The sequence below is a fragment of the Frankia casuarinae genome (assembly GCF_000013345.1).
Classification (GTDB): Bacteria; Actinomycetota; Actinomycetes; order Frankiales; family Frankiaceae; genus Frankia; species Frankia casuarinae.
The window spans coordinates 3,621,904-3,637,370 of the sequence record NC_007777.1 but is presented as its reverse complement, the minus strand read 5'-3'; the positions used below and the strand labels follow the sequence as shown (position 1 = coordinate 3,637,370).

The following is a 15,467-nucleotide window of genomic DNA, read 5'->3' as shown; positions in this document are numbered from 1 at the left end:
AGCGAGAATCCGTCGGCTTAATCTCGTCACGATGACGCATGATGGTGCGGGGGGCCCGGGATCGCCGGGACGTCACCGTTCTCCCTGGGGGCGTTCAGGCCGGATCCTGCCGATCCGGTGGGGACGCATCATCGCTGTGGTGGCTGTGTTGGTCGTCATCGTTGCGGGTCTGGTGGTTGTGCGTGGGCGGATGGCCGGCGACCATCGTGCGGGTTCCTCCGGAGGCAGGCCGGGTGCGCCGGTCGCAGCGCCGGCACCCACGCCCGGTGACGAGGACGGGCCGGCGGACGTGACGGCGGCCCCGGTCACTGCCCGGCCGGGTGCCGGTCCGGCCCTTTCCACCGCGTCCGCGGCCTCCCCGAGCACCGGCATCGGGTCGGTTTCGCCACGGGTTGCCCCGACCGCCGCGAGGCCGCGGACCGGACCGCCGCCCGGGTCACCGGCCGTCCCGGTCGCTGCGCGGCCCGCCGGCCCGGCCCTAAGCCTGAGCTCGACCAGGGTCGACCTGGGTGACGTCGACTCCGTCTGGCGGCTTGACCTGCGTGGCGAGGGCACGGCGCCGGTCGACGTCGTGATCGGCGCCAGCCCGTCCTGGCTAACCGTGGTGCCCGGCCGGTCGCGGATCGATCCGGGGGCCGTCGTCCCCCTGGTGATCACTCTTGATCGGGCGGCGGCACCGTCCGGACCGATCGATGTGACCGTTCCAGTCAGGCCCCGCAAGGGTGATGGCGGGGGCGACGTGCGGGTCACCGCCAGGGTCGACGGCTCGCCACAGGTGGTGTCGATGGTCGCGGCGCCGACGACGCTGTACCCGTCCGGCTGCGCGCCGGCCGCGAGGGTGACCGCGTCCCCGGTGACCGCGTCCCCGGTGACCGCGTCCCCGGTGACCGCGTCCCCGGTGACCGCGTCCCCGGTGACCGCGTCCCCGGTGACCGCGTCCCCGGTGACGGTGTCCACGGTGACGGTGTCCGTCGTGGACGCGACCGGCATCTTCGCCGCGGAGCTCGTGGTGAACCTCCCCGACGGAGGCAGGGCTAGTGTGTCGCTGGTCCTTGACCGGGCGACGGGTAACCGGTCGACGTGGTCCGGCCCGGTGGGCCCGGCCCGTGTGGCCGGGGCGATCACCTACACGGCCACGGTGACCGATCTCGACGGGCGGCGCTCCCGGGCACCGGGATCCCTCACCGTTCTGCCCTGCCCCTCCTGACCGGCGCGGTGACGGTGACGGCGGTGACGGCGGTGACGGCGGTGGGAAAGTATGGCGCCGCCCGGTTCGGGGGGTACCGGGCGGCGCGGTATAGCATGACAGGTTGGCCGGGACGCGCCAAGGTTCCGTCGGGTGGCGCAGGCCCAGAGACGGGTGCCGCAGGCCCGGGGCGCCGCGGTACGCGATGCACGCGCCGTCGGGCGCCGGAGAAAACGGGTGGGTGAGGTCGTGGACGCTGCTCTCGGGGATGTCGGTGTGCCGCGTCAGACCGGGCCGCAGCCGGCCGTGGAGCGGGCCGGCCGGGACGGTGCCGCGCGGTGGCGTCGGCCCCTGCCACCGGTCGAGCAGGTGCGTCCGGGACTGTGGAGTATTCCCGTCCCGTTGCCCTGGGCCAAACCGGCGCACGTGTTCGTGTACGTTTTCGAGACCTCCACGGGCCCGTTCCTGATGGACGCGGGCTGGGACTTCGACGAGGCGTTCGACGAGCTGCAGGCCGGACTGGCGATGATCGGGATGTCGGTGGCCGACGTGCGGGGCGTCGTGGTGACCCATGCGCACCTGGACCACTACGGCCTGGCGAACCGGATCCGGGAGGCATCCGGGGCGTGGGTCTCGTTGCATCGCCTGGACGAGGCGATGCTCCGGCACTTCGAACATGGTTACGCCGACCGGATCTCCGAGCTGATGATCCGGGCCGGGGCGCCCGCCGAGATGACCGAGCGGCTGCTGGCGGGCTACCAGCAGCCGGCCCCGGGCCTATCGCGACCCGACATCCTCCTCGAAGACGGCGACCGGCCGGACATCCCGGGCTGGGATCTCACCGCGCTGTGGACACCGGGCCATTCGCCGGGACACCTCTGCTTCTGGGAGCCGACCAACCGGCTGCTGTTCTCCGGGGACCACGTCCTGCCCTCGACGGCGGTCGGGGTATCCGCGCCGGAGGAGGCCGTTCCTGATCCGCTGGGGGACTACCTGCGTTCGCTGGCCCGGCTGCGGAGCCTGCCGGCCGAGGAGGTGCTGCCGGCGCACGAGTACCGGTTCACCGGGCTGGAGCGCCGGCTCGCGGAGCTCGACGCGCATCACGCCGGCCGGCTGTCCGAGGTCGTCGAGGGACTGCGCGCGGGTGCCTCGCGGGTCTGGGACGTCGCCGGATACGTGACCTGGCATCGGCCGTTCCGCAACCTGCGGGGGGTGGCGCTGCAGAACGCCGTGATGGACACGATGTCGTACCTCGCGACGCTGGAGGCAACCGGCGCGGCGCGTTCCGAGCCGGGAACACCAGACCGGTGGCGCCTGATCGAGCCGTAGGGCCCGCCGGTCGGCAGGGCGGGGACCATTCGTACTAAGGTGAGGATATGACCTCCGTGTCGCTGTCCAAGGGCGGCAATGTCTCGCTGAGTAAGGTCGCCCCCAACCTCACTGCCGTGACGGTGGGCCTGGGGTGGCAGGTGCGGCAGACCACCGGTGCCGCCTACGATCTCGACGCCAGCGCGATCATTGTGAATGACGCCGGCCAGGTCCTCTCCGACGGCTATTTCGTGTTCTTCAACAATCTGGTGAGTCCGGACGGTGCGGTGAAGCACCTGGGTGACAACCTGGTCGGTGGCGGCGGCGGTGACGACGAGCAGATCAACGTCGACCTGCGGATGCTGACCCCGCAGGCGGCGAAGGTCGTGTTCACCGTGTCCATCTACGATGCCGACTCGCGTCGGCAGGCCTTCGGCCAGATCCGCAACGCGTTCATCCGGGTGACGGACGCGACGAACGGCGCGGAGGTGGCCCGCTACGACCTCACCGAGGACGCCTCCACGGAGACGGCGATGATCTTCGGTGAGCTGTACCGCTACGGTGGGGAATGGAAGTTCCGCGCTGTCGGTCAGGGATACGCCTCCGGGTTGCGCGGGATCGCCTTGGACTTCGGCGTCAACGTCTCCTGACCGCCCGGGCCTCGTGACCGCCCGGGCTCAGACCCGGCGCCATCCGGTTGCGGGGCGGGCGTTGCCGATCGTTGGCACGATCCGGGAGCGGGCACCTCGCGGCGCGACGACCATAACGCGCACAGAGCGTGTGTTGGCGTCGATCCGGTAGAGGATCCGCCAGGTCCGCCCGCTGGCCTCGTGCATGCCGACCTGCTCGCCGGGGATCGGAGTGCCGGCCTTGCGCGGATCGTCGCGCAGGGCACCGTCGAGGAACCGACGGACCTCGCCGCGGGTGAGCTCGGCCAGCTTCGACAGGTCCCGCTCGGCCGAGGCGGACAGCGTCACCTCGTGCTTGTCACTCACCGCCGGCTCCAGCCCCGGCGGCCAGCCGTCCCCCGGCGGCCGGAAGCGGGGAAAGCTCCACGTTCTCCACGTGAAGATCCTATGCGCCCGCCTCCACCGGGGCTCGTGCTTCTCGCCCCCGTTGCCGGGAATCGTTGCCGGGAACTGAGAAGTCCTTCCGCGGTCCGGATGAACCGGGCGGCATGGGCGGTTATGCGGGTATGCGCTTCGGAGATGACGACACCATTCGCCGCATGCTCACCGACACCGAGGTCTGGGCGGTGGTGGGGCTGTCCAACGACACCCGCCGGACCGCCTACAGCATTGCGGACTACCTGCGACGGCACGGCAAGCACGTCGTGCCGGTGCATCCTTCGGCACCCGTGGTCGCGGGGGAGCAGGGATACGCGACGTTGAGCGAGATCCCGTTTCCCGTCGACGTCGTCGACCTGTTTGTCCGGTCGGAGCTGGCCGGCCCGCTCGTCGACGAGGCGGTGAAGATCGGCGCGAAGGGGGTCTGGCTCCAGCTCGGTGTGCGGGACGAGGCTGCCGCGGCGCGTGCGGGCGAGGCCGGGCTGGACGTCGTCATGGACACCTGCCCGGCGATGGAGGCACCCCGGCTGGGGCTCGGCTGGAGCCGTTGATCCCCGGCTCCTCCGCGGGCGCCCGGCGCGATCGATTGAGCAGCACGAACCGGCGGGTCGCGAGCGCGGCGGCAGGCGGGAAGAGCACGAGGACGGGGAGCAGGTAGCGGTAGTCGAAGCACACCGTCGCGGCCGGGACGATGAGCGTGGCGGCCCCGGCCGCCACGAGGAGGGCCATGTCCGCCCGCAGCCGTCGATCTTCGGCGGCCCGGTCCCGCAGGCCTCTCCGGCGCCGGGAGCCACGGTTCCCCGGCGGCGCACGGCGGTCCCGTCCCGGGATCATGATCGCGACGACGGCAAGGATCACCATCCCGGCCAGGGCCGGACCGGGCGTGAAGACGAGATGCTGGTAGCTCCGCAGGAAACCGGCGGACGGCTCGCGGATGACGCGGCTGGGCGCGTCCCCGTGGAAGCCGAGCAGTGGCTCGCCGTTGTGTAGGTAGCGCGGTTCGTTACCGGTCGGGAACCGCCAGGTCGCGTCCGGCCAGTCACGGTGCCCGACCGGTCGGCCCGGGGCGAAGTAGTGCGCGATCTCCCCGCCGACCATCCGGGCGTAGTCACCGAACTGATACCGGATGACCTGGCGGGTGAAGTCGCGCAGCAGCGCGTCCCGCTTGTCGTCGGGCATGTCGAGCCGCCAGTGCGGGCTGTTGCCGTTCCAGACGTAGTAGCTGGGATCGGGCCGCCCCGCCACCGGATGCGGGGAGCACAGGACGAGCTGGCGCGTGCTCAGGTGTAGGCGATCACATTCGGCGATCGGTGCCACCCGGCCGTACATCCACACCGCGTCCCCACCGGTGAGCGCGTACTTCCCGTGCGCGTGGTGGAACCAGCCCGCGTATCCGACGAGTGGAACGGCGAGCATCACGGCGAAGGCGGCGGGCCGGAGCCATCCGACGCGACGAAGAAGCAGGTAGCCCACGGCGAGCACACCCATGGCGACCCCGATGGTGCGGACCAGGCCCGCCCCGCCCAGTAACAGGCCGGCGAGCCCGCACGCCCACACCGACGGTCGTGCCGACCAGGTCAGGGCGATCATCGCGGCGACCAGCAGGACCGCGAACAGGGTCTCGGCCATCACGTAGTGCTCGAGGACCAGCTGGTAGGCGTCCAGCAGGACCGGCGCGGCGGCGAGGGCCGCCACCGGGGCCGCCACTCGGCGGTGGACCAGCAGGACGTAGATCCCCACCCCGAGCGCCAGGCCCGCGACGTGCTGGACCACCGTCACCCACCACAGGTCGCCGGTGTGCGACAGCAGGCGCAGGAAGGCCGGGTATCCGGCCGGCCGCATCGGGTCGGGCGCGTGCAGGGTGGAAAGTCGCAGGTAGGCGTAGGAGTCTCCGCTGAACTCGAACGCCGGCCGGTAGGCGTACCCGGTGACCACCCGCAGGGTCATCCCGGCGACCAGGAGAACCGCGAAGGGCAGATGCCGCGCGACCGGCCGGGCGGGTCGGGCCGGCTGGGCGGGTCGGGCCGGCTGGGCGGAGGCCGGACCCGATTCACGGCGCCGCGCGTTCGGGCCGTAGAGCGGGCCGGGGTGCTCCCCGGACGGCACCCGGCCCGGGGCGGCGAGGTCATCCGCGGGGTCATTCCCGGAGGCGGGGTCATCCCCGAAGACAGCGGGATCGCATAGGGAGACGGGCGCGGCGTCACCGGGCAGCGGTGGAAAGCGGCGTCTGCCCGAGACGACCATTCTGCCCAGGACGGCCATGATGAATATCCGCCGTTCTCAGAACCTGACGACCTCGGCCGGGTGTTCCGGCGCCTCGAAGCACAGGCCGAGGCCGGGCGTGTCGGCCCGTGGACCGCTCGCCTCGGCCTGGGTGGAGCCCGTGCCGGTACCCGTGCCGGTACCCGTGCCGGTACCCGTGCCGGTACCCGTGCCGGTACCCGTGCCGGTACCCGTGCCGGCACGGGTACCGCGGGCCGACGCCCGCTGATGCCCCCCGCTGGGTCCGGCGGTCAGCAGCCGCAGGAAGAAGGATCCGAAGGCGGTCTGCGCGCCCAACACCATCAGCGTCATCGCGAGCAGGGCCGGGCGCATCTCGTTGAGCGGTCCGAGATTGTTGACCAGCCAGCGGACGAGGACGACCACGTCCACGACAAATCCGACGATGAACAGGCCCGCGCCGAGCGCAAGCCCGCGTTCGAGGGTGAACAGGCGGTGGATGAGCGGCAGCGGCCAGCGGCGGCGCTCCTGCCAGCCGAGGGCGTGGTTGTGGACGTCGGCGCAGACCCCCAGCAGCACCAGTTGCCAGCCGAGTAGCGCCAGCAGCGCGAACAGGATCGAGAAGTGCAGGTCCAGCCGGTGGAAGCCGAGATTGAGCGAGCCGGGCAGCAGCGCCGCCTGGCCCACGATCCCGAGCGCCAGCAGCACCAGGCCGGGCAGCACGAACAGGTGCCTCGGCGCCAGCAGCAGCATGAACCGCAGGTGCCGCCAACCATCCCGCAGGGAGTGCAGCTTGGAGGCCCCGACCCGCGGATGGTAAGTGATCGGCACCTCCTCGATCCGAAGCTCGGCGCGGCCCGCGGCGATCACCAGTTCGGAGGCGAGCTCCATCCCCTCGCAGCGCAGCTGCATACGCAGGTACGCCTCTCGGCTGAAGGCCCGCATGCCCGAGTGCGCGTCGGAGGAACGGACGTCGAACAGCCGGTTCAGGATGCCGGTGAGCACAGGGTTGCCGACGTAACGGTGCAGCCAGGGCATCGCTCCCGGCAGGATCTCTCCAGCGAAGCGCGACCCGAGCACGTAGTCGGCCCGCCCGGCGCGCAGCGGAGCGAGCAGGACGCCCAGATCCGAGAAGTCGTAGGAGTCGTCGGCGTCGCCCATCACGATCAGCCGGCCTCGGGCGGCGGCGAACCCGGCCAGGTAGGCGTTGCCGTAGCCGCGCCGGGTCTCGCGGACGACCCGGGCACCTGCGGCTGCGGCGACGTCCGCCGACCGGTCCGTGGATCCGTTGTCGACAACGACGACCTCGCCCGCGGCACCCGCGGTGGCCAGTCCCGCAAGGGCCTTGCGCACACAGACGCCGACCGACTCCTGCTCGTTCAGACACGGCATGACGACCGACACCTCGACCGGCTGTCCGCCGGCACGCGGGCCGAAACCCCCGCCGGTGGGGATGCCCCCGAAGGCGTCGGTACCGGTACCGACACCCGTGGCACCGTCCATCGTCCGTACCCCCCCTTGTGGCCGGGCATGTCCGGGTCCGTGGCCGTTCACCGGTGCCTGTCCGTGGCTCTGCCGTGTCGATGCCCGGTCGCCGGGGACAACGGGCGCCGTTCATGCAGGTGGGCGCATCAGCGGAACCGGCCCACGTCATTGTTGCGGTCAGGATGGCGGAACCGCTCGGCCACCGCCCCGTAACCTACCGATCCGATGGTCCGGTCCTGTTACCGGTATCTCGCTGTAGACACCCCGTGGTCCGTCCGGCTGGTTCCCGATGTGCCGCGTTTCGCATCCGCGCTGGTCACGGCCGTTGCCCACGCTGACTTGCGAGTCAAGGGTCGCAGACACGTCGGCCCCTTCACACGCGCCTCGGTGTGACGCTTCTTACGGAGAGGCGTAACGTCTGGTGCTCGTGCAAGCTGTTCGCGTTTCAGACCCGGCATCGGCGTCCCCGGTGCCCACCGACGACCCGGAGCCCTCCTCGCCCGAGCCGTCCTCAGTTCCCCTGCCCGCTGACGCCTCACGCACAGCCGCGCTCCGGCGACGTGGTTGCCCGCACTGTCCGCCCTGCCCCACGGCGGACAGTGCGGATCGCGACGCTGCCCGGGTGGCCAGCCAGCATTGGGACCAGGGCTGGATCCTGCTGTGTAACGGGGTGATTCTGTTCGAGGACACCGGCGAGATCCTGCCGACAGGTCGCACCGTCGAGCCACGACGGGCGCTGCCCCGGCCCGGGGGCGTGGCACGGCCGCCGGCTCCGAGATGGGCGAGCCAGGCCCCGGTCGCGTTCTGACGGTCGCGTTCTGACAGGCGCGGCCTGACAGCGAGCTCCTTCTGCTCGCTCCTTCCGTGGAGTTCGGGAGGATGTGAAGTTCATCCCAGTTGATCTGGGTGTCCCCCTTACGGGTACGGTGCCGGCGTGGCGTCAAGGTCGGTGACGAGGCCGGGAAACGGGACCGCTCCCCGCTGGCCCGCGGAGAACCGGGTCGGTCGGCGCGTCCGGATCCTCATGCGCCGTGACATCGCGCTGGGCCGGACGTTCCTGCACGCCTTCACCAGTGCGGACCGGTCGCTGTTCGCGGCGCTGGCCGGCGGCAGACCGCTGCTCGACCCGGCGCTGCCGCGGCTGTCCCACGCTGCCGATCATGGTCTGCTCTGGTGGGGGGTGGCCGGGGCGCTCGGTGCGACGAAGGGACGCCGTCGCCCGGCGGCCGTCCGTGGCCTGCTCGCCCTGGGAGTCGCGAGCGTTCTCGCCAACGGGCCGATGAAGGTGGTGTTCCGCCGGGACCGCCCACCGACTCACACGATTCCCCCGCTGCGGCGGCTTCGCGAGGATCTCACGACGTTCTCGTTCCCCTCTGGGCACGCGGCGTCGGCAGCCGCCTTCGCCACCGGAGTCGCGTTGGACGCACCCGGCGCGGCGGTGCCGGTGGCTGTGCTCGCCGCCGCGGTGGCGTTCTCCCGGGTGTACGTCGGGGTGCACTATCCCGGGGACGTGGCCGCCGGCGTGCTGCTGGGGATAGGGGCGGGCCTGGCGACGACGAAGGTGATGCCGCGTCGGCCGTGGGCCCCCGCCCGGGCCAGCCCCGCGTCGGCGTGGGCGCCCGCCCTGCCCGACGGCGACGGCCTTACCGTGGTGGTGAACGCCCGTTCCGGTCCGGGTAACCACACGGACCTGCTCGCCGTGCTGCGGGCCGACCTGCCCAGGGCCCGGGTCGTCGAGGTCGACGCGGGCGGCGACGTAAGAACCGTGCTGAGGTCCGCGGCGGCGCGGTCCCGTGTGCTGGGCGTCGCCGGCGGCGACGGCACCATCAACGCGGCCGCCCAGACCGCGCTGGCGCACGGCGTGCCGCTGGCGGTCTTCCCCGCGGGCACGCTCAACCACTTCGCCGCGGACGTCGGACTCGCCGGGGCGGGTGACTCGGTGCAGGCGATACGGGAGGGTTCGGCGGTCGCCGTCGACATCGGCCGGGCCGAGGGCATCGGCGCGACGTTCAGTCGGTTCTCCCGCATCTTCGTGAACACCGCGAGCCTCGGCGGTTACCCGGACATGGTCGCCATCCGTGCGCGGTTCGAGCGCCGCATCGGCAAGTGGCCGGCGATGCTCATCGCGCTGAGCTGGGTGCTGCGCCACGAAACGCCGTTCGAGGTCGAGATCGACTCCGAGTACCGCCGGGTCTGGCTGATCTTCGTCGGCAACGGGATCTACCAGCCCGACGGGTTCGCCCCCACCTACCGCACCCGCCTCGACGAAGGGCTGCTGGACCTGCGGGTGGTCGACGCCGCGGCGTCGCTTGCCCGGCTCCGGCTGGTGGGGGCGGTGCTGACCGGCCGTCTCGGGCGCAGCCGGGTGTACGAACAACACACGGTCGAACGGGTCACGATCTCATCCCGTCAGCCCGGCCCGCTGCCGTTCGCCTGTGACGGCGAGGTCACGGAGGGAGTGGAACGCATCGTCATCACTCCGGGCGGAGCCCGACTGATCGTCTACCGGCCGCGGCGGCCCGGCGCATCCGGCTGAGCCGGGCCGGTGGACCGGCAGCCGGGCGGACCGCGGCGGCGTCAGCGACCGCGGCGGTGCTGCAACGGGATGAGCGTGTGCAGCGGGCTGGTCAGCCGGGTGAACTGGTCGGTATCGAGGAGATCCTCGACGAGCAGCGCGCAGGCCAGGTCGGCGCACAGCTCCATGACCCGCCGGTCCTCGCTCGAATCGGTGCCCCGATGGCCGCGGCAGTACGGGCACAACCGCCAGAAACCCTCGGCGGCGCTGCGCCGGACCAGGGTCCACACCCGGCGACGCCCGGTCACCACGGCGCTCGCGAAGGCGGCGTCCATCGCCATCTGATGCGCGGAGTCGTCGCGGGTGAGTGCGGACACCAGCAGGCCGTCGAAGACCTCGAGGCTGTCCGGATCGTGGCAGCGCCCGGCGAGGACCGGGAGTGCCGCGAGAACCCGCTTCACGTCCGCCGCGGCCGGGCCGAGGTCGGGTTCGTGCGAGCGCGCGCGGGGGTAGACCGTGCGCCACGGACGCATCAGTGCCGCGTACTCCGCGCGGCCGAGGATGGGCCGGGAGTAGGAGGCGGCGACCGCGTCGCGCATCGCGCGCAGAGCCGTGGCGGCGATCGTCGGTTCGACGGTGACGTACTCCGCGCCGGTGAGGTCGTCGGCGTAGATCGCGCTCAACGCGTCGAAGGCGGCCAGCACCTCGACGATCAATGGAGAGTCGGGGGAGAGCGCCTTGTCCCGGGCAGCGGCGAGGTACCCCGAGTTGCGCCAGGCGGCGGCGAGCGAGACGAGCTCCGTGTCGGTGGTGTGGACGAGTTGGGCGAGGATGCCGAGAATGCCGCGGAGGTTGGGATGTTCCTCCAGCCGCTCGATGCGACGGGCCCGCAGGATCATGCCGCCGTCCCGTCCACGCGGCTTGCGACGCCGCACTGGGACCGCCGTGGGCTCACCGCGCTCCCGCCTGTCCGCGGTTCAGGTGATGCCGCCGCGGGTGCGGTGGTCGTCGCCACACCATTCACCTCGTCCTCCTCGACCGTCGCAGCAGACGCCGCGCGGGCCTCGTCACGACCCGCAGCCGCGCGCCGGCCGGTCGGCTGGTTATCGGCTGGCCGGCCGGCTCCTGATTGACCTGACAATTGACCTGACAGCGACCTGACAGATGCCTGACCGTACCGGACCGCGACGTGGCCGTGCGATGATCGGCAGGCGGGTTTTCGTTGCTCTCCGACACCGACGGGGGCCGGGAGTACGTGCCGGAGGGCTTCGCCGCCGGCGGTTTCACAGCTGGTAACGCCGCGTGACCAACCTTTGGACATCACCCTCGAGAGACTAGTGTCCGCGGCGGCGATGCGGAACTCAACGCGTCATCAAGTGGAACATGGGGTACCGCGAAAGACCCGGGGCGTAACCGAATCGGGGACGGCGGTGGACCCCGATGAAGCCGAGCGCGGTGGAGTTCATCACGGACAGTGCCGATGCGCTGGGTAACTCCTCCGGGGGGTCCGGGCCGGGCCCGCCGGAACCGGGCGCGCCTGGATGCAGGGGGGCAACGCGGTGGGCCCGGAGAATGAAACCCGAGGCCGCGGGGCCGAGATCGGACGCCAAGGGGTTCGGTGCGCGGCCCGCTGCCTGGCCGGGGTGGCCCGGAGGTACCGATCCGAATGCGGTGGGCCGGATGGGCCGGATGGGCGGGCCTGGAGGCGATGGCCCGAACGCGGTGGGCCGGATGGGTCGGTCTGGAGGCGGTGATGCGGGCGCGGTGGGGCCGGACGGCCCGGCGGCTCCGGTGCCGTGGGATCCGGTCCGGCGGGTGCGGTGTGGTGGGCTCCATCGCGCGGGCCCCACCTTCCGGGCCCCACCTTCCGGACCCAGCCACCCGGGCTCCGCGCCGGGTGGGCCACGCGGGGGTCCGGTCCGGCACCGTGACCTCGGGCCCCGGCGCCGGGGAGCCCGCAGGTGGCTCCGTCGGCGCCGGGGAGGTCCCGGATGGCCCGAAGGCCTGGGCAATCCGGGACCTGAGTGGTCCGGGGCCTGAGTGGGTCGGTCAGCCCGAGATCGGCCGCTCGTCCTGCTCGGCGCCGGCCACGATCCTGATGCCGGCCACGATCGCCTCGGGCCCGTCCAGGCCGGCCTTGTCGGCACGCAACCCGAATCGCCTGATCGCGTCCCCGACCGTGGTGGCCTTGACCTCACCGGCCCGGACGAGGGCTTCCAGGGTCGCGACGACGATCGACTCGGCGTCGACCTTGAAGTGCCGGCGCAGGGCGGCCCGAGTGTCGGAACGGCCGTACCCGTCGGTGCCCAGCGAGGTGAACGGCTGCGGAACCCACCGGGAGATCTGGTCGGGCACCGCGCGCATCCAGTCGGAGACCGCCACGACCGGGCCGGCGGCCCCTTCGAGGGCACGGGTCACGTACGGCACGGCGTCGTCGGCCTCGGGGTTGAGCAGGTTGGCGCGGTCGCAGTCGAGCGCATCTCGCCGAAGCTCGTTCCACGAGGTCACCGACCACAGGTCGGCGGCGACCCCGAAGTCGGCGGCAAGGATCTCCTGCGCCGCCAGCGCCCAGTGGATGGAAGTCCCGCTGGCCAGCAGTTGCGCCCGCGGCGGGGAGCCCACGCCGGCCCCCGCCGCCGGAAGCCCGCCGGCCAGGTCCTCAGCCGAGCGGAACCGGTACATCCCGGAGATGATCTGCGCCGGGTCGAGACCCGCGGGCTCGGCAGGCTGCGGCACCGGCTCGTTGTAGACAGTGAGGTAGTAGAAGACGTTGTCGTCCCGCTCGCCGTACATTCGGTCGAGCGCGTCCCGGACGATGTGTGTCAGCTCGAAGGCGAAGGCGGGGTCGTAGGCCACGCAGGCCGGGTTAGTCGACGCCAGGAGCAGGGAGTGGCCGTCCTGGTGCTGCAGGCCCTCGCCGTTGAGAGTGGTCCGACCGGCGGTCGCCCCGAGCAGGAACCCGCGGCCGAGCTGGTCGCCGAGCGCCCACATCTGGTCGCCGGTGCGCTGGAAGCCGAACATCGAGTAGAAGACGTAGACCGGGATCATGTGCTGCGCGTGGGTGGCGTACGCCGTGCCAGCGGCGATCACCGAGCCCATCGACCCGGCCTCGCTGATGCCCTCGTGCAGCATCTGACCGGTCTCGGACTCCTGGTAGGACAGCAGCAGTTCGCGGTCGACGGCCTCGTAGCGCTGCCCGTGCGGCGAGTAGATCTTCGCCGTCGGGAACATCGCGTCCATGCCGAAGGTGCGGGCCTCGTCGGGGATGACCGGCACGAAGCGCGCGCCCATCTCCTTGGTCTTCATGAGGTCCTTCAGCAGCCGGACGAAGGCCATCGTCGTGGCGACGGGCTGTTTGCCGGAGCCCTTCCGGAGTTCGTCGAAGATCTTCGCTGGCGGTTGGGGGAGCGGCTTGGCCCGCACGACCCGACGCGGGATCGACCCACCGAGCGCGGCCCGGCGTTCCCGCATGTACGCGATTTCCTCAGAGTCCGGCCCCGGGTGGCAGTAGGGCGGCAGGTCACCCGACAGGGCCGAGTCCGGGATCTCCAGATAGAGCCGGTCGCGGAACTCCTTGAGCTCGCTCTTGGTCAGCTTCTTCATCTGGTGGGTGGCGTTGCGGGCCTCGAAGTCCTTGCCCAGGGTCCAGCCCTTGATGGTGTGCGCGAGGATGACCGTGGGCTGGCCCGCGTGCTCGGTCGCCGCCTTGTAGGCCGCGTAGAGCTTGCGGTAGTCGTGGCCACCGCGGGAGAGCTTGCGCAGATCGTCGTCGGAGAGGTCCGCGACCATCCGGCGCAGCCGGGCGTCCGAGCCGAAGAAGTGCTCCCGGATGTATTCGCCCGACGACGTCGAGTAGGTCTGGAACTGCCCGTCCGGCGTGGTGTTCATGCGGTTTACCAGCACGCCGTCGGTGTCCTTGGCCAGCAGCGGGTCCCAGTCGCGGCCCCAGACCACCTTGATGACGTTCCAGCCGGCGCCCCGGAACAGCGACTCCAGCTCCTGCATGATCTTGCCGTTGCCGCGGACCGGGCCGTCGAGGCGCTGCAGGTTGCAGTTGACCACGAAGATGAGGTTGTCGAGCTCCTCGCGGGCGGCCACGCCCAGCGCGCCGATTGACTCCGGCTCGTCCATCTCGCCGTCGCCGAGGAACGCCCACACCCGGCTGCCCGAGGTGTCCTTGATCTGGCGGTTGAGCAGGTAGCGGTTGAACCGGGCCTGGTAGATGGCGCCGATCGGCCCGAGTCCCATCGAAACCGTGGGGAACTCCCAGAAATCAGGCATGAGCCGAGGGTGAGGGTAGGACGACAGGCCGCCCGACTCGCCCTCGCGCCGGAAGGCGTCGAGCTGCTTCTCCGTCAGCCGGCCTTCCAGGAAGGCGCGGGCGTAGATGCCCGGGGACGCGTGACCCTGAATAAAGATCTGGTCACCCGAGGCACTTCCCGGCGAGGAACTGAGATGGTCCTTGCCGCGGAAGAAATGGTTGAAGCCCACCTCGTAGAGGCTCGCGCTTGAGGCGTAGGTCGCGATGTGACCGCCGACATTGAACGCGGGGCGGTTGGCGCGGCTCACCATGATGGCCGCGTTCCACCGGATATAGGCCCGGATGCGGCGTTCGATGTGCTCGTTGCCGGGGAACCAGGGCTCCCGCTCCGGGCTGATGGTGTTGATGTAGTCGGTGCTGGTGAGACCGGGAACACCGACCGCCTTCTCCCGGGCCCGTTCGAGGAGCTTCAACATGAGGAAGCGGGCCCGGCCGCGGCCGGACTCCTCGATGACGGCGTCGAGCGACTCCAGCCACTCGCTGGTCTCGGAGGGATCGATATCCGGCAGCTGACTCGGTAGCCCATCGGTGATGACCGAGAACTTCCGGGGTGTGTCCTGCGCCACGCCTTCTCCTGCTCCTCGAGCTTCCCGGGGCCGTCACGACCATGCGAAAAGGTCCTGATCGTATGACCGTCGGCCCAGTGGTCACTTTCGCAACGTACCGGGGTGGAAACATGCATGATCAATGCGCCGCCGTATCCCGGCCGCTCGCTCATCCCATACGACGCCTGTGCTCTGGGTGATGGCCGACCCTCGGTGGCCGAGAGGGGGGTCACCCGGAGAACGGGCCTGTCATGGACCATCGTGCTCTATCGCAGCTGCCTCGTCACGTACGTCTTGTTACTTCCGGGTCGGGACCTGGGCGATGTGCGGTGCGTTGTTGGCATGTCGTCCGTAGTGCGGCCGATGCCGGGCCCCGCCGTGGTGGACAATCACCCTGATGGAGACCCGGATGAAGACGACGACGCTGTCCGTGCGCACCGGCCGGCGAGAAAGTGTGGTGGACCTCACACCCGATGCGCGGCGGTTCCTTGCCGGTTCCGGTGATGGGTTGCTGTCGGTCTTCGTGCCGCATGCCACGGCCGGCGTGGCCATCTTCGAGTTGGGCTCCGGTAGTGATGCCGACCTGCTCGCGGCGCTCGCGGATCTGCTCCCCGCCGACGGCAGATGGCGCCACGCACATGGAACGCTCGGTCACGGCCGCTCGCATGTGATGCCGGCCATCATCCCGCCCTCGTTGACGGTCCCGGTGATCGACGGCCGCCTCGCGCTCGGGGTCTGGCAGTCCATTGCGCTGGTGGACCTCAACGTGGACAACCCCGATCGAACGGTCCGGATGTCGTTCCTGGCGGGATGATTCCGC

General features: G+C 71.1%; 12 protein-coding genes. 7 read left to right on the top strand and 5 right to left on the bottom strand.

Features of this window, described 5'->3' with window-relative positions:
• The first annotated feature begins 139 nt into the window (after nt 1–139).
• The 3 genes from FRANCCI3_RS15415 (at nt 140) to FRANCCI3_RS15405 (ending at nt 3,144) form a co-directional block, all read left to right on the top strand.
• Nucleotides 140–1,207: a hypothetical protein gene (locus FRANCCI3_RS15415; RefSeq protein WP_148214916.1), complete on the top strand. Its 1,068-nt coding sequence runs from the start codon at nt 140–142 to the stop codon at nt 1,205–1,207.
• Nucleotides 1,208–1,423: 216 nt separating this feature from the next.
• The gene (locus FRANCCI3_RS15410) at nt 1,424–2,515 is read left to right on the top strand and encodes an MBL fold metallo-hydrolase (protein ID WP_011437451.1); all 1,092 of its coding nucleotides are present in this window, start codon (nt 1,424–1,426) and stop codon (nt 2,513–2,515) included.
• A 47-nt stretch (nt 2,516–2,562) separates the two neighbouring features.
• Nucleotides 2,563–3,144: a TerD family protein gene (locus tag FRANCCI3_RS15405; protein ID WP_011437450.1), complete on the top strand. Its 582-nt coding sequence runs from the start codon at nt 2,563–2,565 to the stop codon at nt 3,142–3,144.
• A 27-nt stretch (nt 3,145–3,171) separates the two neighbouring features.
• On the opposite strand, the gene FRANCCI3_RS15400 is transcribed toward FRANCCI3_RS15405, so the two are convergent.
• On the bottom strand, nt 3,172–3,489 hold the full coding sequence (locus FRANCCI3_RS15400; protein WP_011437449.1) for a type II toxin-antitoxin system RelE family toxin: 318 nt from the start codon (nt 3,487–3,489) through the stop codon (nt 3,172–3,174).
• Between the two features lie 182 nt (nt 3,490–3,671).
• On the opposite strand from FRANCCI3_RS15400, the gene FRANCCI3_RS15395 reads away from it, so the two are divergent.
• Nucleotides 3,672–4,112 carry a CoA-binding protein gene (locus FRANCCI3_RS15395; protein ID WP_235462795.1) on the top strand — a complete coding sequence of 147 codons (441 nt, stop codon included), beginning with the start codon at nt 3,672–3,674 and terminating at the stop codon, nt 4,110–4,112.
• On the opposite strand, the gene FRANCCI3_RS15390 is transcribed toward FRANCCI3_RS15395, so the two are convergent.
• Nucleotides 4,054–5,823, bottom strand: coding sequence for a hypothetical protein (locus FRANCCI3_RS15390; protein WP_011437447.1), 1,770 nt, complete (start codon nt 5,821–5,823; stop codon nt 4,054–4,056). The two genes, FRANCCI3_RS15395 and FRANCCI3_RS15390, sit on opposite strands and share 59 nt — an antisense overlap.
• Before the next feature lie 18 nt (nt 5,824–5,841).
• Complete coding sequence (locus tag FRANCCI3_RS15385) at nt 5,842–7,284, bottom strand: glycosyltransferase family 2 protein (protein WP_011437446.1); 1,443 nt, start codon at nt 7,282–7,284, stop codon at nt 5,842–5,844.
• A gap of 403 nt (nt 7,285–7,687) precedes the next feature.
• On the opposite strand from FRANCCI3_RS15385, the gene FRANCCI3_RS28580 reads away from it, so the two are divergent.
• On the top strand, nt 7,688–8,074 hold the full coding sequence (locus FRANCCI3_RS28580; RefSeq protein ID WP_011437445.1) for a DUF5999 family protein: 387 nt from the start codon (nt 7,688–7,690) through the stop codon (nt 8,072–8,074).
• A gap of 216 nt (nt 8,075–8,290) precedes the next feature.
• Complete coding sequence (locus FRANCCI3_RS15375; RefSeq protein ID WP_023841278.1) at nt 8,291–9,802, top strand: bifunctional phosphatase PAP2/diacylglycerol kinase family protein; 1,512 nt, start codon at nt 8,291–8,293, stop codon at nt 9,800–9,802.
• A 41-nt stretch (nt 9,803–9,843) separates the two neighbouring features.
• On the opposite strand, the gene FRANCCI3_RS15370 is transcribed toward FRANCCI3_RS15375, so the two are convergent.
• Nucleotides 9,844–10,680 carry a hypothetical protein gene (locus FRANCCI3_RS15370; protein ID WP_011437443.1) on the bottom strand — a complete coding sequence of 279 codons (837 nt, stop codon included), beginning with the start codon at nt 10,678–10,680 and terminating at the stop codon, nt 9,844–9,846.
• A gap of 1,150 nt (nt 10,681–11,830) precedes the next feature.
• Nucleotides 11,831–14,668 (bottom strand): pyruvate dehydrogenase (acetyl-transferring), homodimeric type, encoded by a 2,838-nt coding sequence (aceE, locus tag FRANCCI3_RS15365; RefSeq protein ID WP_011437442.1) that lies wholly within the window; start codon nt 14,666–14,668, stop codon nt 11,831–11,833.
• A gap of 388 nt (nt 14,669–15,056) precedes the next feature.
• Between aceE and FRANCCI3_RS15360 the strand changes: the two genes are divergently transcribed.
• Nucleotides 15,057–15,461, top strand: coding sequence for a secondary thiamine-phosphate synthase enzyme YjbQ (locus FRANCCI3_RS15360; RefSeq protein ID WP_011437441.1), 405 nt, complete (start codon nt 15,057–15,059; stop codon nt 15,459–15,461).
• Nucleotides 15,462–15,467: the final 6 nt, after the last annotated feature.